Raw genomic sequence first — 18,364 nt, 5'->3', positions numbered from 1 at the left:
CCCGATGAATGCCACCTCTTCCGCCACCCATACCATCAATCCGTTAGGCACTGACGGTTTCGAGTTTGTCGAGTACACGGCCCCCGATGCCAAAGGGATTGCTGCCCTCAAGAGCCTGTTCGTTTCGCTCGGGTTTGCCGAGGTCGCCAAGCACAAACACAAGCAGTGCTGGCTCTACCGGCAGGGGGATATCAACTTTGTGGTCAATGCCGAGCCTCACTCCCAGGCGGAGCAGTTTGCCAGCTTGCACGGGCCGAGCGTTTGCGGCATGGCATTTCGGGTGAGCGATGCGGGCAAAGCTCAGCAGTACGCCATCGCCAAGGGGGCCAAGCCTTTTGTCGGCAAGATTGGGCCGATGGAGCTCAATATTCCCGCTATCTACGGTATCGGCGAGAGCACGCTCTCCTTTGTCGACCGCTATGGCGACAAGGGCTCCATCTATGACGTGGATTTTGTCTTCTACCCCGACTGGCAGTCCCGAATGGCAGAGGTGGATGCCGGTCTTATGGAGATCGATCACCTGACCCATAACGTCCATCGCGGCAATATGGATGTCTGGTCCAACTTCTACGAGCGGATCGGCAACTTCCGTGAAATTCGCTACTTCGATATCGAGGGCAAGCTGACCGGGCTGCATTCACGCGCCATGACCGCCCCCTGCGGCAAGATCCGCATCCCCATCAACGAGTCGGCGGATGACAAGTCCCAGATTGAGGAGTACCTGCGCCAGTACAAGGGGGAGGGGATCCAGCACATCGCCATGGCCTCCAGCGATATCTACCACACCATCCGCACCCTGCGCAGCCGCGGTACCGGCTTTATGCCGACGCCGGATACCTACTACGAGAAGGTGAATAGCCGGGTCGAGGGGCATCAGGAGGATCTGGCTGCTCTGAAAGAGCTGCGCATCCTCATCGACGGCTCCCCTACCAAGGATGGCATCCTGTTGCAGATCTTCACCGATACCGTGATAGGCCCGGTCTTCTTCGAGATCATCCAGCGCAAGGGTAACGAAGGGTTTGGCGAGGGCAATTTCAAGGCGCTGTTTGAATCGATCGAGCTGGACCAGATCCGCCGTGGCGTGCTGGATGGCGGCGAGGATGAGAAGGGTGCCCGCAAAGAGGGAGCGAGCGATGCGTAACTGGATTAACTTCCCCCATCGGGAGGGGACCCACTCCCGGCAAGCCCATGCCGACCTGCCGGAACAGGCCATCTATGAGCGCGAGCTGGGGCGCAGCGGCTTTTTTGGCCCCGCCACCCACATGCACCACAAGCATGCCCCCACCGACTGGATCAGTTGGGAAGGGCCGCTGCGGCCACGGCTGTTTGACCTCAATGCCCTGCAGGAGGAAGTAAGCTCGCTCTCTCCCTGGGTGGCTCCCGACATTCTCAGCAACCCCCACTGCCGCTATCGAGTCTGGCGGCTATCCGAGGCGATGCCGTTTCTGGTGCGCAATGCCGATGGCGACGAGCTGCTCTTTATCCACGAAGGGGGCGGCGAGTTCTTCTGCGACTACGGCCACCTGAGCCTGCGGGACGGCGACTATGTGGTGATCCCCCGTGGCACCATGTGGCGCATCGAGCCGACAGCGCCCCTGTTCATACTGATGATCGAGGCGACCAACGACAGCTACCAGCTGCCGGATAAGGGGCTGGTGGGCAATCACGCCATCTTCGACCCGGCGGCGCTCGATGTGCCCGCCATCAACGAGCGCTTTTTGGCCCAGCAGGATGAGAATCCCTGGTCGCTGCAGGTGAAGCGCCACGATCAGGTGTCGGTCATCACCTGGCCGTTCAACCCGCTGGATGCGCAAGGGTGGCACGGGGATTTGTGCGTGGTGCGCCTCAACTGGCGGGATATCCGCCCGCTGATGAGCCACCGCTACCATCTGCCGCCGTCAGCCCACTCAACCTTTGTGGCGAGCCGCTTCGTGATCTGTACCTTCGTGCCGCGCCCCATCGAGAGCGATCCCGGCGCCCTCAAGGTGCCCTTCTACCACAGCAATGACGACTACGACGAGGTGCTCTTTTATCACGCGGGGGATTTCTTCAGTCGGGACAATATCGAGCGGGGCATGGTCACCTTCCATCCCGCCGGTTTCACCCACGGCCCCCATCCCAAGGCGTTTGCGGCGGGGCAGGCCTATGCCAAGAAGTTCACCGACGAGGTGGCGGTCATGCTCGATACCCGCGATGCGCTGAACGTCAGCAGTCTGTGCGAAGGGATCGAGAACACCCGGTATGTCTCCAGCTGGCAGCGCCCGAGCGTGGCTGCCGGCAAATAAGGAATCGCTTATGAAATTGGCAACATTTAACAATGGCAAGCGCGATGGCGCTTTGGTGGTGGTGAGCCGGGATCTGACCCGGGCGGTACGGGTGAGCGAGATTGCCCCAACTTTGCAGGCCGCCCTCGATGAGTGGGCCGAGGTTGCCCCTAGGCTGGAGGTTGTCTATCAGCAGCTTAACGAGGGCCGTGTGGCTGAGGCGTTCCCCTTTGACGAAGCGTCTTGCCTCTCTCCCTTGCCGCGTGCCTATCAGTGGGCCGATGGCAGCGCCTACGTCAACCACGTGGAGCTGGTGCGCAAGGCTCGCGGCGCCGAGATGCCGGAAAGCTTCTGGCACGATCCGTTGATGTATCAGGGGGGCTCCGACAGCTTTTTGGCTCCCCGTGGGCCGATTGTCATGGGCTCCGAGGAGTGGGGGATCGATTTCGAGTCGGAGGTAGCCATCATCACCGACGACGTGCCGATGGGAGTAAGCCCGCAGGGGGCTGTCAGTCACGTCAAGCTGCTGATGCTGGTTAACGATGTGAGCCTGCGTAACCTCATTCCGGGGGAGCTCGCCAAGGGCTTTGGTTTCTTCCAGTCCAAACCGTCCAGCGCCTTCTCGCCGGTGGCCATCACCCCGAACGAGCTGGGCGATGACTGGCGTGATGGCAAAGTGCATCTGCCGCTTCTGACCCACCTCAACGGTGCCCTGTTTGGTGCGCCCGAAGCCGGGGTGGACATGACCTTCAGCTTCTTCGAGCTGATTGCCCATGCCGCCAAGACCCGCCCCCTTGGTGCGGGCTGCATCATCGGCTCCGGTACCGTCTCCAACTACGATCGCAGCGCCGGTTCATCCTGCATCGCCGAGCGCCGCATGCTGGAAATTCTTGATTGTGATCAAGCTATAACCCCCTATTTGCAGTTTGGTGATAGAGTGTCGATCGCGATGGAGGATCGCTCTGGCCAAAACCTGTTTGGTACCATCTCTCAACAGGTGGTGCCAGCGAGCGGTCAGGGAGGTTGATGACCAGCGCCGGTTGGCGGCAAGGATATTCGGGATATGTCCGGATCACGACGAGCCCTCAACCGGTGCCGGATACACACGGAGGCAGGTGGCGAGCACCTGCCGGGCTTCAGGCCCAGATAAGATGCAGGGACAGATTATGTTGCAGTTGTTTGGCTATTGGCGTTCGTCGGCAAGTTTTCGGGTGCGGATCGTGTTGCAGCTCAAGGGGCTCGCCTACGAGCAGCACCCCATCAATTTGCGGCAAGGCGAGCAGAGCGAGAAGGCCTATCGCCGGATCAACCCGCAAGGGCTGGTGCCGTTTCTGGTAGATGGCGATGTGCAGATCGGTCAGTCGGTCGCCATCATGGAGTACCTTGACGAGACCTATCCTGCCTACTCCCTGATGCCCTCTTCCCCCGACGCGCGGGCCCGGGTGCGCCAGATCGTCAATATGATCGCCTGTGATATCCACCCGCTCAACAATCTGCGGGTACTCAACTATCTGGAAGAGCACTTCAGGGCCAACAACGAGCAGGAGGCTCGCTGGTATCGCCACTGGATTGACGAGACCTTCACCGCCCTCGAACAGCTGTTGATGACCACCGCCGGTGTCTACTGCGTCGGCAACGAAGTGACCCTGGCCGACTGCATGCTGGTGCCCCAGGTCTACAACGCCCGCCGCTACGACATGACCCTGGACGATTACCCCACCATCCGCCGCATCGTCGCCAACTGCGAACAGTTGCAAGCCTTTATCAAGGCGGCCCCCGCCAACCAGCCGGACGCGCAGTGACCTACTGACTTGAATCGCGGGATGGCGTCAACACGCCATTCATAAATAAGGGCCCCACTGTGTGGGGCCCTTGTTCGTTAACGGCACTCCAGTTTGCTGGCGTGCCTCTTTCTGTTCAGAGGGGATCAGGCTCCCTGCTCCGGGCGGGCGTCCGGGATCAGCGGATCGGCTTTGCGGCGGCGCAGCAGGCGTACTAGCGGGGGCAGGGTGATCACCACGATGGCCAGTACCAGCAGGGTCTGGCTGATGCCGCTGCTCCACAGGATGGCGGTGTCGCCATTGCTGATGGAGAGGGCGCGGCGCAGGTTCTGCTCCAGCATTTCACCCAGCACGAAGCCCAGAATGAGCGGTGACATGGGGAAGTGCATCTTGCGCAGCAGGTAGCCAAAGACCCCGAGGGCCACCATCAGCAGCAGATCGAAGGTAGTGCTGTGCACCGCATAGACTCCCACCGCCGAGACGCTGGCGATGGCGGGTACCAGAAACCAGAGCGGGATTGAGAGCATGCGGGTAAAGAGCCCCACCATGGGGATGTTCATCACCAGCAGCATGACGTTGGCCAGCAAGAGGGCGGCGATCAGTCCCCACACCACATCGGGCTGTTCGGTGAACATGGTGGGGCCCGGAGTGATGTTGTAGAGGGTCAGTGCCCCCATCATCACCGCCGTGGTACCCGACCCCGGCACCCCCAGGGTCAGCATGGGGATAAAGGATCCACAGGCCGATGCGTTGTTGGCCGCCTCCGGTGCGGCCACGCCGCGAATGTCCCCCTCGCCGAATTTGGCATTGGGCCCCGCCAGGCGCTTCTCGGTCATGTAGGTGATGGCACTGGCGATGGTGGCACCGGCACCGGGCAGAATGCCGACGAAGAAGCCGATGGTGGATGAGCGCAACATGGTGCCGGTGCAATGGACCAGCTCCTTGAAGTTGAACAGCATCCGCCCGGTGGTGCGCACCAGCTTGCCGCCGCCACTGGTGTGCTCCAGCATCAGCAGGATCTCGCTCACCGAGAAGAGGCCGATCACCACCACGATAAACTGCACCCCGTCCGAGAGGTGAACGCTGTCGAAGGTAAAGCGATAGACGCCAGTGTTGGCATCCACCCCGACGGTGGCGAGCCCCAGCCCAATCAGCGCCGCCATAAAGGACTTGAGCGGGTTCTGGCTCATCATGCTGCCAAGGCAGGCGATGGCGAACACCATCAGGGCGAAATACTCCGCCGGGCCGAAGGCGAGGGACCAGCGCGCCAGCGCCGGGGCGAACAGGATGATCCCCCCGATGGCGAGCATGGAGCCGACAAAGGAGCTGACCGCCGAGATGGAGAGGGCCACTCCCGCCTTGCCCTGCTGGGCCATGGGGTAGCCATCCAGCGCGGTCATGATGGCGGCGGCATCCCCCGGCACGTTGAGCAGGATCGAGGAGATCCGCCCGCCATACTCACAACCTATGTAGACGGTGGCGAGCAGAATGAGCGCCGATTCGGGGGGCAGTTTCAGGGCAAAAGCCAGCGGCAACAGGATGGCGACCCCGTTGATGGGGCCAAGGCCCGGCAGCAGGCCGACCACGGTGCCGACAAAGCAGCCGATCAGGGCAATCACCAGATTCTCCGGGGTGAGTGCCACCGCAAAGCCCTGGGATAGGTACATCCAGGTATCCATATTGACTCCTTAAGAGAACCAGACGCCGAGGGGCAGGGTGACATCCAGCAGCCGGTCGAAGGCGAGATAGAGCACCAGACCGCCGACAACGCCGGAGAGCAGGGCGGCTTTGGCAGAGGCGCCAAACAGGCGCCCCAGCACAAAGGTGAGCAGGGTGGTGGCCAGCGGAAAGCCCAGCCACTCGAAGCTGGCACCGTACCCGGCCAGCGCCACCACCATGATGGCGAGGTGGCGCAGGGTACGCAGCGGCGGCCAGGTAACGGTGTCCGGCTGGCGGCGCAGCAGCAACAGGGCGCAGAGCGCCATCAGGCCGATGATGCCGAGCGGGAAGGGGCGCGGCCCCAGCGGCTCATAGCTGTATTCGCTCTGGATCTGCCAGGCGATAGCGGCGCCTGCCAGACAGAGCAGCAGCCAGATGGCGGCGAAGATGCGATCGCTCATGGCTGCGGCTCCTATTTGGCCAGACCGAAGGCTTTGGCCTGCTCGCGATATTGCGCTACCTGCTCCTTGACGTAGCTGTCGAGGGCCTCGCCGGTGAGGTCAAACTCGAACAGGCCGCGCAGATCCCGCTGCGCCTTGAAGGTGTCGGTCTTCACCAACTGATCGAAGGTCTGCTTCCACCACTGGTATTCGCTGTCGCTCACCTTGGGGCCGACATAGAAGCCGCGGATCACCGGCCACTCCAGGTCATAACCCTGCTCTTTGGCGGTAGGAATGGTGGCCAGCTTGCCGGGCAGCCGCTCTTTGGCGAACACCGCCAGCACCCGCAGCTTGTCGCCACCGATATAGGGCACCATCTCGCTCAGATCGCCGGAGACTGCCTGCACATGGTTGCCAAGCAGCGCGGTGACCGGCTCGCCACCCCCTTCAAAGGCGACGTAGCGCATCTTGTGGGGGTCAACCCCGGCCTGTTTGGCCAGCAGCGCCGTCTTCATCCAGTCCTGACTGCCGATGGAGGCACCCGCGCCGATCACCACGCTGTTGGGATCGCGCTCCATGGCGCTCACCAGCTCCTTGAGGTTCTGATAGGGGGCATCGTGGCGCACCGCAATCATGCCGTAATCGGTGCCCACCGCCGCCAGCCAGCGCACATCGTCCACCCCGTAACGGCCAAATTTCCCCTGGGAGAGGTTGAGCAGGGAGCCACCGGAGAAGGCGACCACGGTCCCCGCCTCGGCAGGGCGCTGGGCCACGATGGCGTTGTAGGCCACGGCGCCGACCCCGCCCGGCATGTAGGTGACCCGCATCGGCTTGTCGATGGTGCCGGTCTCCTGCAGGCTCACCTGCAGCAACTTGCAGGTGAGATCGAAACCACCGCCCGGTTTGGCCGGTGCGATACATTCGGTACGGCTCGGGGTCGCGGCACTTTCGGCCGCCTGCAGTGGCAGGGCGCCGAGCAGGGTCAGCAGGGCGAGGGCATGACGTGTGCGTTGCTTCATGGTTGTGTGCTCCATCTTGTCGTTGTTTTTCCTGGGTGTGACTCCGTCGATAGACGAAGTGATGCGAAATTGTTAAAACAACAACCTTTCATTCACCTTTCAATCGCTGTCCAAGAGCCGGGAGTGTGACCCTGATCGCACCTTCTCCCGCAATGGCAGTGACGAAGGGATGCAGTTGAAGCAGTGCGGATGAATGCCGTGGTTAGGAACAAGGGGAGAGGGATGCGCTTGCTGTTGGCAGAAGACAATCACGAACTGGCCCACTGGCTGTCGCGGGCACTCACCACCGCCGGTTTCGCGGTGGATTGGGTGGCTGACGGGGCTCAGGCTGATCACCTGCTGCGCCACGAACAGTACGCGCTGGCGGTGCTCGATATCGAGATGCCCAAGCTCGACGGGCTGGCGGTACTAGGCCGGTTGCGCAGTAGGGGGCAGGGGGTGCCGGTGCTGCTGCTCACCGCCCGCGGCGCGGTGGAGGAGCGGATCTGCGGCCTCAATGCCGGAGCCGATGACTATCTGGCCAAGCCGTTCGATCTGGGGGAGCTGGATGCCCGGTTGCGAGCCCTGCTGCGGCGCAGCGAAAGCGGTGGTGCCGAGCTGCGGCTGGGTCGCCTGACCCTGCACCCCGACGGCTATTTTCTGCTGGCCGATGCCCGCCTTGCCCTGACTCCGCGCGAACTGGCGCTGCTGACCGCGCTGATGTACCGCCACGGGCGGCCGGTCGCCAAAGGGCAGCTGTTCGAGCAGGTGTTCAACCTCGATGACGAGGTAGGGCTCGACAGCATCGATCTCTATATCCACCGGCTGCGCAAAAAGCTGGTGGGCAGCGGGGTGGTGATCACCACACTGCGCGGTCTTGGCTATCTGCTGGAAGCGGCGCCGGGGGCCACCCATTAGCCGCTCCCTGCTCCATCAACTGCTGCTGTTTCTGGGCGGCCCCTTGCTGATCCTCTGGGCCGCCTCGGCCTGGTACAGCTACTACGGCGCACTGGCGGCGGCCACCTCGGCCTATGATCGCACCCTGCTTGCTTCGGCCCGCACCGTCGCCGAGCGGCTGACGGCAGCCGAGGGCAGCCTCAGGGTGGATGTGCCCTATGTGGTGCTCGACAGCTTCGAGCGCAACATGCGCGATCGCCTCTTCTATCAAGTGCGCGGCATCGACGATAGGGTCATCTCCGGCTTTGACGACTTGCCCCCCATGCCGGACGGTACGCCGCTGACCGACCGTTATCCGGCGCTCGCCTACTTCTACGACAGCCTTTATCAGGAGGCACCGATCCGTGCCGTGATGCTGCTGCAACCGGTAGGCGAGGGGGGCGTCAACGGCATGGCTCGTATCACTGTGGCGGAAACCCTGCTCGGTCGCCAGCAGCTGGCGGAGCAGTTGCTCTGGTCGGCCCTGCTGACCCAGGGGGCGCTGGTGGTGCTCACCCTGCTGCTCGCTTATCTGTTGCTCAAACGGCTGCTCACCCCGATGCGCCGTTTGTCGCGGGAGATCCTGCGCCGCGATGCCGCCAATCTTGCCCCCTTGCCGGATTTGCTCCCCTGGCAGGAGACCCGGCCGCTGGTGCAGGCGTTCAACCGCCAGCTGGCCCGATTGCGCCAGCTGGTGGCCCGGCAGGAGCGCTTTAGCGCCGATGCTGCCCATCAGCTGCGCACTCCGCTTACCATCCTGAAAACCCAGGTTGAGGTGGCGCGCGGCAGCGGCGATCCCGCCCTGATGAGCGAGAGTCTCGATGCCATGGCCGTGCGGCTCGATCACACCATCGCCCTGACCGAGCGGCTCCTGCTGCTGGCCCGGCTCAAATCGGACGAGTGCTCCGGGCTGCGCCAGCGTGAGCCTATGGAGTTGACGGCGCTGGTGCAGCAGGCCTGTCTGTCACGGTTGGCGCAGGCCCGCAGCAAGGGGATCGATCTCGGTTACGAAGGGGAGGAGTCCGCCATCATGGTGGCGGGGGAGCCGCTGCTGCTGGGGGAGCTTTGCGCCAACCTGCTCGACAACGCCATCAAATACACCCCACCCCACGGCACCGTGACGGCGCGGGTGGTGCGAAGCAACGGGCAGATCTGGCTGGAGGTAGAGGATAGCGGCCCCGGCATCGCCCCCGAGCTGGCGGAGCGAGTCTGGCAGCCGTTCCAGCGCCTCGAGCAGGGAAGCGAACAGCCGGGAGCGGGGCTTGGTCTGGCGCTGGTGCGCGATATCGCCCACTACCACCACGGCGAAGTTGTGTTGCTGCCGGCCACCCAGCTGGGGGGCTTGCTGGTGAGGCTGATCTTGCCGCTGGCAACATCGTGAGGGCGATAAAAAAAGAGAGGGCACCTCGCGGTGGCCTGTTTATCTACACATAGATGGCGTTGGGTTGTCAGCTGCGGATCTTGTTGAAGACAAACAGGACGATAAGGGCGCCCACGGTCGCCAGCGCGATGCTCGGGATATTGAAACCGGTCACTGAGCCCAGCCCCAGCAGGGTACCCACATAGCCGCCAACCATGGCACCGACAATCCCCAGCAGGGCGGTCATGAAGAAGCCACCGCCATCGCGGCCCGGCATGATCCACTTCGCCAGAATACCCACCAACAGTCCCAATACGATCCAGGTGATAAAGCCCATGGATTAATCCTCTCTGTGTGTTTGAGCCCGCATTATAGGCAGGGATGCCGGGATGCGAAGGGCCAGACGGCGCGGGCTGGTCACAAGCTGTCGGACGGCGGCCAGTGCTGGTCGGGCTGCACAGTCCGGTTATGAGCGGCTGAATGGCGGTATGTGCACCGCCAAACAGGGGCGGGGATGGCCCACGTAAAGGCCAAAATGAGAAAAGCCCGTCAGCGGGGCCGGGTTTGTGACGGGGTTGCACCCTCACTTCTTGAGGTATTTTCTGATCGCCTTGCCTGAGGTGCCGACTGCCTTGACCGCCCGTTTCAGCTGGACTTCGGTGCACTCGAACATTTTGATCCACTGCTTCATCTCATAGGGATCGTTGACATTGATCTTCTTGGCATCGAACGGGTGAGCGACCGCATTGCTGTCAGGCATACAAACCTCAACTTGTTGAAATACTGGCGAGAAAGACGTTTCTGCCTGAGCGCTATCATCCTCTCAATCGGCAAGGGGCAAGGTGACGGGGTTCACACAACCTGGGGACTGAAGGAGGAGTGCAGGTTTGCTTTGCTGATCTGTGAGCGATCACCACTTAATTCCACCCTCTTCACATCATCAACAACGGGGCCAGAGGCCGGATAAACAACAAGCGCCCAGCCGGGCGCTTGTTGGGGTTATCGCGATGACCCTATTCAGGGTGTTGGGCAGGCTCTTGGCGAGCCACTGTTGCGGGGCCAGAGGGTGGATCCGTCGCTTTCAGAGAGCGTCAGGAATGTGACGCCTTCGCTCATGTTGGCTGGGGGCAGGTCATCCTCCAGCACATACATCCCCATCGGTAGGCTGCCATAACGCTGGTTGGCCTGCACCTGAGCGACCGCGAGGCTGGAGTAACGCAGGCCAAGCAGATCGAAGTGATTGCGCCAGTCCCAACCGGTGAGCCGACTGAGTGCAACCAGCATAAAGTCATTGCCCGGTATGTCGCGCACCCGTTTGCCGCCATAGACTGCATGCCCCGAGTAGGGGAACAGGCTAAAGCCGAGCCTATCCTTGTTGGCATTCCACTGCGCTTCACTGTCTGCTGCCGCGCCGAAGATCCGTGAATGCTGATAGAGCAGGGTGAAGATAGTGAAGCCATCGTTCAGCCGGGTGCCATCAGTCAGGATCATACCGTGGGCGCGCAATGCCATCTGGATATAAAACGCCATGCGATAGCCGTTGTGGACGGCGTAGGCATTGCTCTTCCAGGGGGCTTCGTAGCGACTCTCGCCGGTATCGAGCACCTGGCAGTTGGTCCCGAGCACGACGCGGTTGCCACTCCTGTCCCTTACCTGCGCCGCATCAGACATGAACACATAGAAGAGATCCTTGTGATTCATGTGTCCATCCTTGATGGGCGCCGTGTTGCCATCTCTCAGATAATGGGCGCGCCACTTCACCACATAAGGGAAGATGTTGTTGGAGTTTTCCCCCGCCCGGCTGCCGAAGCCACTCCAGTTGTCGGCATCGCCTGCCGCAGCGTACTGCACGTTCAACCGGTTGGTCTGCAGGTTGTGGCCCAGTTCGTGATTGTCAAGCCAGCCGGTCGGGCTGATGCTGCCGGAAGAGTCCCACGGGTTGCCACTGCAACCGCTGCCGCAATGGGCATTCTGGTCATAGTTGGCATGCTGGATGATGGTGCGGGTATGAATCGATTCATCGAGACAACCCTCCCCCAGCAGTGCCACGCAGGCGTTTTTAACATCCGCAGGCAGCGACTCATCGAGCCCCTTGCCCTGAATTTTCAGGCCCGCCAGGGTGTAGACGCCATTGATGTGATCCCGGGCGATGCTGTCGAGCAGGGCATTGGTGTCGGGGATGACGCCACCCACCGCCTTGGTGAAGCGATCCCGGCGCAGATGCTGTTCGGCGCCATCGGCCCGCAGATCGATATGGGGCAGCTCGGTCTGTTCCAGCCGCTCGTTGAACTCGCGAATCTGCTGCTCATCACTGAAATCCATGATGGCCGGATGACGGGTGACGCCCGTGGCGCTCACCTGGACGGCCAGCGATGCTGCCCCCCCTTCCAGATAGAGATAGATAGGGCCGCCATAAGGAGAGGTGAAGGTGACACTGCCCCCCTTGGCCAAGATCAGCCGCCCGGTGGTCAGCTCCAGCGGTGCTCGATAGATCTTCTGCTCATAGGCGCGATTGGTGTTGGGCCTGTGGTAGTTGAGTCGGACGGTAGCGGATACATCGGCGTTATCGGTGCGTCTCAGGGTGATGGTCTGTCCCGGCAGGGCATACCAGCCGGTGGTGGTCCACTGCCCGCTGTAGGGAACCGCAATGCGCCGACTGTCGGTGAGCGTCGCGGGATAGGCGTAGTGGGCTGCTTGTCCCTTCACCACCTTGTTGCGATCGGTGACGTACTCCCCCAGATCGGGCTGGGCCGGGGTACGGGTGCGGGCATAGCTCACCAGCCAGTCGGCAAACATCGCCTGCTGCCAGGATTGATGTTCATCCCAGGCAATCGGGTAGTCGATGGCGGCCCTGTATTTGTCGGCCAGCAGCAGGGTGGCGGGCAACAGTGTCACGCCGTCACGAGCAAAGGGACTGATCCCGGCCTTGTCGAGGGTGATGGCCGCATTTCTCAGCCAGTCGGCACCCAGCTTGAACTGCTGGTTGAAGCTCTCCGAGCCACCGCAATTGATAAAGTTGCCGCCGCAGCTATCGAGCCACTGGGTTGTGAAGTTGCGATCCTGAAGGTTGCCAAGCAGGGTATCGACCGCCATCAGCTGGGCGTCGGGTGCCATGATGGTGTTCACTGCCAGATCGCTGGCTCTGAGTTTTGACCAGTAGTTGCCCCAGGTGACCAGCCCCATATCGAGATAGAGGGGGCTTAGCAGCGGGCTGGCATCGCGCCGATAGTTGGAGAGCAGCAGCGGGATCCCGGCCGCTTTGGCCTTGGCGATCCCCTGTGCGATCCCCTGATACCCCAGCCCCTGGCGGTCGATATCGCTGATCACGATAAGCTCCGGCGCCATGGTGTCGATACAGTCGCTCAGCGCCTGATAATCGCAGGTATTGGCCGGGTTGATGTTGTGCTTGTCGGGATAGATCGCCTTGAGCCAGTCACGCACGCCTTCGTTATGGGGAAAATAGACGCTATCGGCGCGACTAGGCATCTGGGTGGTGAGGATGCGCAGGCCATCGCTATCCTTGCCCCGGGTCAGCCAGCCAATCAGCCCCTTGAGCAGCGCCTCGCTCTGCGCTGTGCGGTCAACGGAAAACAGGTTCGCCCCCATGGCGGCCTGACGGTAATCGGCTTGCTCGGAGACCATCACCAGACCCCGGATCTCGCTCTCCCCCTTGCCATTGATGTTGGAGGGGAGCAGGGTCACCGTGCTCTCCGGCTGGAAGCTGGAAAAGGTGATGGAGTCGTGGCTCGGGTTCCAGCTGATCTGTGCCATTCCCTGATAGAGGCTGCGAACCAGTTCGGTGCGGTGCGCCTCACTGTCGGCAATCGTCGCACGGGCATGGGCGATCAGGGATTGCTCGCTGGCAAGGGTATGATCTTCCCGGGCAATCGCATTGGCGGCATCGCTGATAAAGCGGGCCGAGATCTGACAATCGGCGCGCATGGGTGCTGTGGTGTAGGTATTACCCGTCAGGGTGCCCTCACATCCTGCGATCTGTGTCAGTACGAAGCCACTCTCGGGCTGCACGGTGAAACGGCCCTGTTCACCGGCGTTCAGACGCAGAGCGTCGGGGCTGAGTGCGCCCCCCTGAGAAGCTTGGGTGGTGGCGTTGAAATAGACGGCGGCACTCTCCTGCGTGAAGCTGGCCGAGATCTGGCAATCGCTGCTCATGGGGCCAGTGGTATAGGTGAGGCCGTCCAGGGTGCCATCACATCCGCTTATCTCGGTCAGGAGGTAACCGCTGTCAGCCTGTACCGAGAAGCGCCCCTGCTCTCCCGCCGCCAACCGCAGGCTGGTGGGGTTCAACTGTCCGCCCGCGCTGCTCTGGCTGGATGCCTCGAAATAGTTGGGGGTGACAGGGGGGCGGATAGGGGTCTCTTCCTGTTCGCCATCACCGCCGCCACAGCCTGTGATCAACAGCGCCAGTAAGGGGGTGAGAACCGTCTTTTTCATTGTTTGATACGTTCCTTGTGTTACGACGGGTAGGGGAGTCGGTAGTCTAATGAGCTGCCTTGCTTATTTCAACGCTGATTGAATGGTCATTTTGCTTTATTTTCAGCATCTTGGATGTTTTTTTGGCCGGCTTTTGCCGTATCTGGTGTTGCTGGCGCAGCAGAACCGATAGGGATGGGGCGAGCACCCCATCAGCACAGGCCATACCAGCCTGAGCTCACCGTAATGAGTCGCTTCACCGGGTTAACAGGGGATGCTGGGCCGCAGGTTTTGCCTGCAACCCGCACAGGGGGGATGTCAGACGGATGGCTGAGCGGCGGGGTCGATCGTTGCCAGCGCCCGCATTTCCAGCCGCTGCTCGCCGGGGCGGCAGATCAGCACCGAGCCCTGCTCGAACCAGTCTCCCAGCACGATGCGGCGGGCGGGGTGGCCGTCCAGGGTGAAGTCGTGGATGGCGGGTCTGTGGGTGTGGCCGTGGATCATCATCCGGCAGTCGTGGGCGCGCAGGGTGTCGTCCACCGCCGCGGGCGTTACATCCATGATGATCTGGCTCTTGTGAGCATTCTCCATCTGGCTTTGGCCGCGCATCTTGCAGGCGATGGCCTGACGGCGGGCGAGCGGCAGTCGCAAAAAGAGCCAGCGCAGCCACTTGAGCTGGGTGATGCGGCGAAACTTCTGATACCCCTCATCCAGGGTGCAGAGCAGATCGCCGTGGCTCAGCACTACCCGCTCCCCATAGAGGTCGATCACGCAAGGGTCACCCAGCAATGTCATCCCCGCGCGTTTGGCAAACTGCTGGCCCAGCAGAAAGTCACGGTTGCCGTGGATAAAGTAGATGGGCACGTTCTGCTGGCTCAGGGCCAAGAAGGCGTCGGCCATCTGTTGATGGAGCGGATTGGGGTCATCGTCACCAATCCAGAATTCGAAGAGATCCCCCAGCACATAGAGGGCATCGGCGCCGGGGGCGTCGTGCTCGAGAAAGCGCACCAGTGCCGCAGTCATATCGGGCCGCTGGGCAGAGAGGTGAATGTCACTGATAAAGAGGGTGCTCATGATGTGGGGGTCGGGCTCTCGGTCGAAACAGGGCAAACAGGGCAAACAGGGGTGGCAGAGGTAGTAGATACAACTGGGGACGCACAGTGCGCTGCGGTCGCCATCGCGCCAGTTGCGGTATGGATATCGTCACGGGATGGCGGCTGCCATGACAGCTCGGCCAGATTGCGTCCCTCCAGCGTCAGCAGCGCTTCATAAGGATCGCCCGCCAGCCCCAGCAACCGGCACATGGCCGCTTCCCCTTTCAATCCATCTTCAAGGCGCAGACGCAATACCTCCTGATAGAAAGCATCGCCAAAGCGCTCTAGCAGGGCAGCCATCAGGGTGAGGTGGCGCCAGCCGTTCAGCGTCTCGATGGGGGCGGGGGTGACATAGAGCTCCAGCGGCCAGCGGGCATCGCTCTTGTCAGAACCGCTATCAGCACAGTACTGGTCGCGGGAAAAGGTGCGCTCCAGCAGCCAGACATTGTCGCCATTGTCGCTCGCCTGCCAACCTTGCTCTGCAAAAGTAGCGGCAAACTCGGCGGGATCTGGATGCTGGCAGAGAATATCGAGATCGCTGCCCGGCCGATCGAGGCCGATGGCCAGCGTGCTCACCAGCGCCATATCGGCGCACTGCGCGGTCAGCTCATCCCACACACCGGCAGTGAGCAGGGTATGGGCCGAGCGCTGGCGCGGGTTGCCGTGGGCCAGATAGTCGAGGCGGCGCCAGTTTGGGCTGGCAGTGGGGGAGGCAGATGGAAAAACTGCGGCCGGGGCCGCAGTTTTGTCAGTGCCGAGTCGGCAGAGATCAGTCAGCAAGGGTCACCTTGGTGATCACTACGTCTTCTACCGGCACGTCCTGATGGATGCGGCCGTAGTTACCGGTCTTGACGCCCTTGATCTTGTTGACCACGTCCATACCGGCGGTCACTTCACCGAATACGCAGTAGCCAAAGCCCTGAGTGGTGGCGGATTTGAAGTCGAGGAAGTCGTTGTTGTTCACGTTGATGAAGAACTGGGCGCTGGCAGAGTGCGGCTCCATGGTGCGAGCCATGGCGATGGTGCCGATCTTGTTGGAGAGACCGTTGGCCGCTTCGTTCTTGATGGGGGCGCGAGTGTCTTTCTCTTCAAAGCCCGGGGCATAGCCGCCGCCCTGGATCATGAAGCCGTCGATGACGCGGTGGAAGATGGTGTTGTCGTAGTGACCGTCACGGCAGTATTGCAGGAAGTTGGCCACGGTTTCCGGGGCTTTTTCAGCATTCAGGGTGAGGGTGATGTCGCCGTGATTGGTGTGCAGAGTGACCATGATATGTCCTTTCATTTGATGCGGGCGACGAAGTGCCCGCAGGTGTATGGCATAAAGTGGTGGCAATTCTAGCCCATCAGGGGCTGGCGGCATAGTCTCTCTGGCGCCGTAACCGTGCTGGCAGGCGGGATTGGCCCTCTTTTCTGCCTCGTTTTCTGCCCCTGAACGGGGTATTATGACCAACCATTTTACTCACAGGCAGTGGTTAGAAGATGCTGAAGATATACAACACACTCACTCGTCAAAAAGAAGAATTCAAACCTATCCACCCGGGCAAGGTGGGCATGTATGTGTGTGGTGTCACCATCTACGATCACTGTCATATCGGCCACGGCCGCACCTTCGTCGCCTTTGATGTGGTGGCTCGCTACCTGCGTTACGCCGGTTTTGATCTCACCTACGTGCGCAACATCACCGACGTGGATGACAAGATCATCAAGCGTGCCGCCGAGACCCAAGTGACCTGCGACGAGCTGACCGAGCGTCTGATTGGCGACATGCACGCCGACTTCGATGCCCTCGGCATGGTGCGCCCTGATATCGAACCGCGCGCCACCCAGCACATCGAAGAGATCATCGAGCTGGTGCAATCCCTGCTGGAAAAAGAGCACGCCTACGTGGCGGACAACGGCGATGTGATGTTTATCGTCGAATCCTACGCCGACTACGGCAAGCTCTCCGGGCAGGATCTGGAACAGCTGCAAGCCGGTGCCCGCGTTGATGTGGTGGATGCCAAGCGCAACCCGCTCGACTTCGTGCTGTGGAAGATGTCCAAGCCCGGCGAGCCGACCTGGGAAAGCCCCTGGGGCCCGGGCCGTCCTGGCTGGCACATCGAGTGCTCCGCCATGAACTCCAAGCACCTTGGCAACCACTTCGACATCCACGGCGGCGGTTCCGATCTGCAGTTCCCGCACCACGAGAACGAGATCGCCCAGTCCTGCTGCGCCCACGGTGGCGACTACGTCAACACCTGGATGCACAGCGGCATGGTGATGGTGGATAAAGAGAAGATGTCCAAATCCCTTGGCAACTTCTTCACCATCCGCGACGTGCTGGCTCACTACGACGCCGAAACCGTCCGTTACTTCCTGATGTCTGGCCACTACCGCAGCCAGCTCAACTACTCGGAAGATAACCTGAAGCAAGCCCGCGCCGCGCTGGAGCGGATGTACACTGCCCTGCGCGACCTGCCAGTAGCTGCCGCTGCCGGTGGCGAGGAGCAGGTGGCTCGCTTCGTTGATGCGATGGACGACGACTTCAACACCCCGGAAGCCTACTCCGCCCTGTTCGATCTGGTGCGCGAGATCAACCGCCAGAAGAGTGAAGACATGGCCGTTGCCGCCGCGCTGGGCGCCCGTCTGCGCGAGCTGGGCGCCGTGCTCGGCATCCTGCAGCAAGACCCCGAGGCTTTCTTGAAGGGTGATGAGGCGGATGAAGAGGTTGCCGAGATCGAGCGCCTGATTGCCGAGCGCAATCAGGCCCGTGCCGACAAGAACTGGGCTGCTGCCGATGCCGCCCGCAACCGTCTCACCGAGATGGGTATTGTGCTGGAAGACAGCGCCGGCAAGACCAGCTGGCGCCGTGCCTAAGGACGGTTGGCCTTGTTGGCGTCTGGTGCCAACAGGTTGAGCCAATAAAAAAACCGCAGCCCTTGGGCTGCGGTTTTTGTTTGTGTCTCTTCCCTCGACACCTCTTAAGCCTCTGCGATCTGCTTAAGCCTCGGTGGCCTGCGCTCTGATCCCCTCTCCCCTTGCGGGAGAGGGCTAGGGTGAGGGGGGCTAACGTCATTCCTCAGCTGAATGCCCTCCAACGCCTTAATGGCATGGCTTCGCCATGCAGGACGCGAGGGCCTTGCCCTCGAAGGTGTTTCGCCCGCCCTTCGGGCTGGGGCGAGTGACTTTTGAAAGACCAAAAGTCACCAAAAGTCTTTTCCCCCGGCAAACCGCCCGCTTTGCGGGTTCCCTCGTCTCGTCCAACGGGTCGGACGGAGCGCCGCAGACGGCACATCCCTGTGCCGGCTGCGGCTGCGCCATCATCCCTGATGGCGCTCCTGACCCGTTGAACTCGACTCGGCGGTTTGCAGGGGGAACCAATACCGTGCCCGCCCGTGGCTTTAGCGTGCATGTTGACCGCC

General features: G+C 61.7%; 16 protein-coding genes. 7 read left to right on the top strand and 9 right to left on the bottom strand.

Annotated elements, in window-relative coordinates:
• Positions 1–4 precede the first annotated feature (4 nt).
• From hppD to maiA, 4 genes are all read left to right on the top strand, one after another.
• A complete protein-coding gene (hppD, locus tag AB5Y99_RS07000; protein WP_182963661.1) occupies positions 5–1,141 on the top strand; it encodes a 4-hydroxyphenylpyruvate dioxygenase in 1,137 nt (378 codons plus the stop codon).
• Positions 1,134–2,285 (top strand): homogentisate 1,2-dioxygenase, encoded by a 1,152-nt coding sequence (locus AB5Y99_RS06995; RefSeq protein ID WP_368209199.1) that lies wholly within the window; start codon positions 1,134–1,136, stop codon positions 2,283–2,285. The genes hppD and AB5Y99_RS06995 overlap by 8 nt, the downstream gene beginning before the upstream one ends.
• 10 nt (positions 2,286–2,295) lie before the next feature.
• On the top strand, positions 2,296–3,291 hold the full coding sequence (locus AB5Y99_RS06990; RefSeq protein ID WP_368209198.1) for a fumarylacetoacetate hydrolase family protein: 996 nt from the start codon (positions 2,296–2,298) through the stop codon (positions 3,289–3,291).
• A 139-nt stretch (positions 3,292–3,430) separates the two neighbouring features.
• Positions 3,431–4,066 (top strand): maleylacetoacetate isomerase, encoded by a 636-nt coding sequence (gene maiA, locus AB5Y99_RS06985; protein ID WP_005361400.1) that lies wholly within the window; start codon positions 3,431–3,433, stop codon positions 4,064–4,066.
• 125 nt (positions 4,067–4,191) lie between these two features.
• Here the strand turns inward: maiA and AB5Y99_RS06980 are convergent, their stop codons facing one another.
• Genes AB5Y99_RS06980 through AB5Y99_RS06970 form a run of 3 tightly spaced genes read right to left on the bottom strand, consistent with a single transcriptional unit; the run spans position 4,192 to position 7,163 of the window.
• A complete protein-coding gene (locus AB5Y99_RS06980) occupies positions 4,192–5,724 on the bottom strand; it encodes a tripartite tricarboxylate transporter permease (RefSeq protein WP_088869256.1) in 1,533 nt (510 codons plus the stop codon).
• A gap of 9 nt (positions 5,725–5,733) precedes the next feature.
• On the bottom strand, positions 5,734–6,165 hold the full coding sequence (locus AB5Y99_RS06975) for a tripartite tricarboxylate transporter TctB family protein (RefSeq protein ID WP_042082375.1): 432 nt from the start codon (positions 6,163–6,165) through the stop codon (positions 5,734–5,736).
• An 11-nt stretch (positions 6,166–6,176) separates the two neighbouring features.
• Positions 6,177–7,163, bottom strand: coding sequence for a Bug family tripartite tricarboxylate transporter substrate binding protein (locus AB5Y99_RS06970; protein ID WP_368209196.1), 987 nt, complete (start codon positions 7,161–7,163; stop codon positions 6,177–6,179).
• Positions 7,164–7,385: 222 nt separating this feature from the next.
• On the opposite strand from AB5Y99_RS06970, the gene tctD reads away from it, so the two are divergent.
• Positions 7,386–8,060 carry a transcriptional regulator TctD gene (gene tctD, locus AB5Y99_RS06965; RefSeq protein WP_368209193.1) on the top strand — a complete coding sequence of 225 codons (675 nt, stop codon included), beginning with the start codon at positions 7,386–7,388 and terminating at the stop codon, positions 8,058–8,060.
• Complete coding sequence (locus AB5Y99_RS06960; protein ID WP_368209190.1) at positions 8,020–9,459, top strand: sensor histidine kinase; 1,440 nt, start codon at positions 8,020–8,022, stop codon at positions 9,457–9,459. Before tctD ends, AB5Y99_RS06960 begins: the two co-directional genes overlap by 41 nt.
• A gap of 67 nt (positions 9,460–9,526) precedes the next feature.
• Here AB5Y99_RS06960 and AB5Y99_RS06955 read toward each other — a convergent pair whose 3' ends face one another.
• From AB5Y99_RS06955 to AB5Y99_RS06930, 6 genes are all read right to left on the bottom strand, one after another.
• On the bottom strand, positions 9,527–9,775 hold the full coding sequence (locus AB5Y99_RS06955; protein WP_005359720.1) for a GlsB/YeaQ/YmgE family stress response membrane protein: 249 nt from the start codon (positions 9,773–9,775) through the stop codon (positions 9,527–9,529).
• A 246-nt stretch (positions 9,776–10,021) separates the two neighbouring features.
• Positions 10,022–10,198 carry a DUF3606 domain-containing protein gene (locus AB5Y99_RS06950; protein WP_005337420.1) on the bottom strand — a complete coding sequence of 59 codons (177 nt, stop codon included), beginning with the start codon at positions 10,196–10,198 and terminating at the stop codon, positions 10,022–10,024.
• Between the two features lie 257 nt (positions 10,199–10,455).
• Complete coding sequence (locus tag AB5Y99_RS06945; protein ID WP_368209188.1) at positions 10,456–13,890, bottom strand: ImpA family metalloprotease; 3,435 nt, start codon at positions 13,888–13,890, stop codon at positions 10,456–10,458.
• 297 nt (positions 13,891–14,187) lie between these two features.
• A complete protein-coding gene (lpxH, locus tag AB5Y99_RS06940; RefSeq protein ID WP_368209185.1) occupies positions 14,188–14,943 on the bottom strand; it encodes a UDP-2,3-diacylglucosamine diphosphatase in 756 nt (251 codons plus the stop codon).
• Entirely contained in the window at positions 14,940–15,743 is an 804-nt protein-coding gene (locus AB5Y99_RS06935) for a DUF4269 domain-containing protein (protein WP_368209182.1), read from the bottom strand. The genes lpxH and AB5Y99_RS06935 overlap by 4 nt, the downstream gene beginning before the upstream one ends.
• Complete coding sequence (locus tag AB5Y99_RS06930) at positions 15,733–16,230, bottom strand: peptidylprolyl isomerase (RefSeq protein WP_005337417.1); 498 nt, start codon at positions 16,228–16,230, stop codon at positions 15,733–15,735. The genes AB5Y99_RS06935 and AB5Y99_RS06930 overlap by 11 nt, the downstream gene beginning before the upstream one ends.
• Positions 16,231–16,442: 212 nt before the next feature.
• On the opposite strand from AB5Y99_RS06930, the gene cysS reads away from it, so the two are divergent.
• Positions 16,443–17,819 (top strand): cysteine--tRNA ligase, encoded by a 1,377-nt coding sequence (cysS, locus tag AB5Y99_RS06925; protein WP_368209179.1) that lies wholly within the window; start codon positions 16,443–16,445, stop codon positions 17,817–17,819.
• The last annotated feature ends 545 nt before the right edge of the window (positions 17,820–18,364 follow it).

The organism is Aeromonas sp. R4-2 (genome assembly GCF_040908295.1).
In the GTDB taxonomy this organism is placed as follows: Bacteria; Pseudomonadota; Gammaproteobacteria; order Enterobacterales; family Aeromonadaceae; genus Aeromonas; species Aeromonas veronii.
The sequence above is the reverse complement of the archived record's forward strand: the minus strand, read 5'-3'. Positions and strand labels throughout refer to the sequence as shown.

What these genes read in the sequence shown, in the direction of transcription:
- AB5Y99_RS06970 (WP_368209196.1), bottom strand. Translation starts at nt 7,163, where the DNA reads ATGAAGCAACGCACACGTCATGCCCTCGCCCTGCTGACCCTGCTCGGC.
- tctD (WP_368209193.1), top strand. Translation starts at nt 7,386, where the DNA reads ATGCGCTTGCTGTTGGCAGAAGACAATCACGAACTGGCCCACTGGCTG.
- lpxH (WP_368209185.1), bottom strand. Translation starts at nt 14,943, where the DNA reads ATGAGCACCCTCTTTATCAGTGACATTCACCTCTCTGCCCAGCGGCCC.
- cysS (WP_368209179.1), top strand. Translation starts at nt 16,443, where the DNA reads ATGCTGAAGATATACAACACACTCACTCGTCAAAAAGAAGAATTCAAA.
- AB5Y99_RS06950 (WP_005337420.1), bottom strand. Translation starts at nt 10,198, where the DNA reads ATGCCTGACAGCAATGCGGTCGCTCACCCGTTCGATGCCAAGAAGATC.
- AB5Y99_RS06990 (WP_368209198.1), top strand. Translation starts at nt 2,296, where the DNA reads ATGAAATTGGCAACATTTAACAATGGCAAGCGCGATGGCGCTTTGGTG.
- hppD (WP_182963661.1), top strand. Translation starts at nt 5, where the DNA reads ATGAATGCCACCTCTTCCGCCACCCATACCATCAATCCGTTAGGCACT.
- maiA (WP_005361400.1), top strand. Translation starts at nt 3,431, where the DNA reads ATGTTGCAGTTGTTTGGCTATTGGCGTTCGTCGGCAAGTTTTCGGGTG.
- AB5Y99_RS06955 (WP_005359720.1), bottom strand. Translation starts at nt 9,775, where the DNA reads ATGGGCTTTATCACCTGGATCGTATTGGGACTGTTGGTGGGTATTCTG.
- AB5Y99_RS06980 (WP_088869256.1), bottom strand. Translation starts at nt 5,724, where the DNA reads ATGGATACCTGGATGTACCTATCCCAGGGCTTTGCGGTGGCACTCACC.
- AB5Y99_RS06995 (WP_368209199.1), top strand. Translation starts at nt 1,134, where the DNA reads ATGCGTAACTGGATTAACTTCCCCCATCGGGAGGGGACCCACTCCCGG.
- AB5Y99_RS06930 (WP_005337417.1), bottom strand. Translation starts at nt 16,230, where the DNA reads ATGGTCACTCTGCACACCAATCACGGCGACATCACCCTCACCCTGAAT.
- AB5Y99_RS06975 (WP_042082375.1), bottom strand. Translation starts at nt 6,165, where the DNA reads ATGAGCGATCGCATCTTCGCCGCCATCTGGCTGCTGCTCTGTCTGGCA.
- AB5Y99_RS06945 (WP_368209188.1), bottom strand. Translation starts at nt 13,890, where the DNA reads ATGAAAAAGACGGTTCTCACCCCCTTACTGGCGCTGTTGATCACAGGC.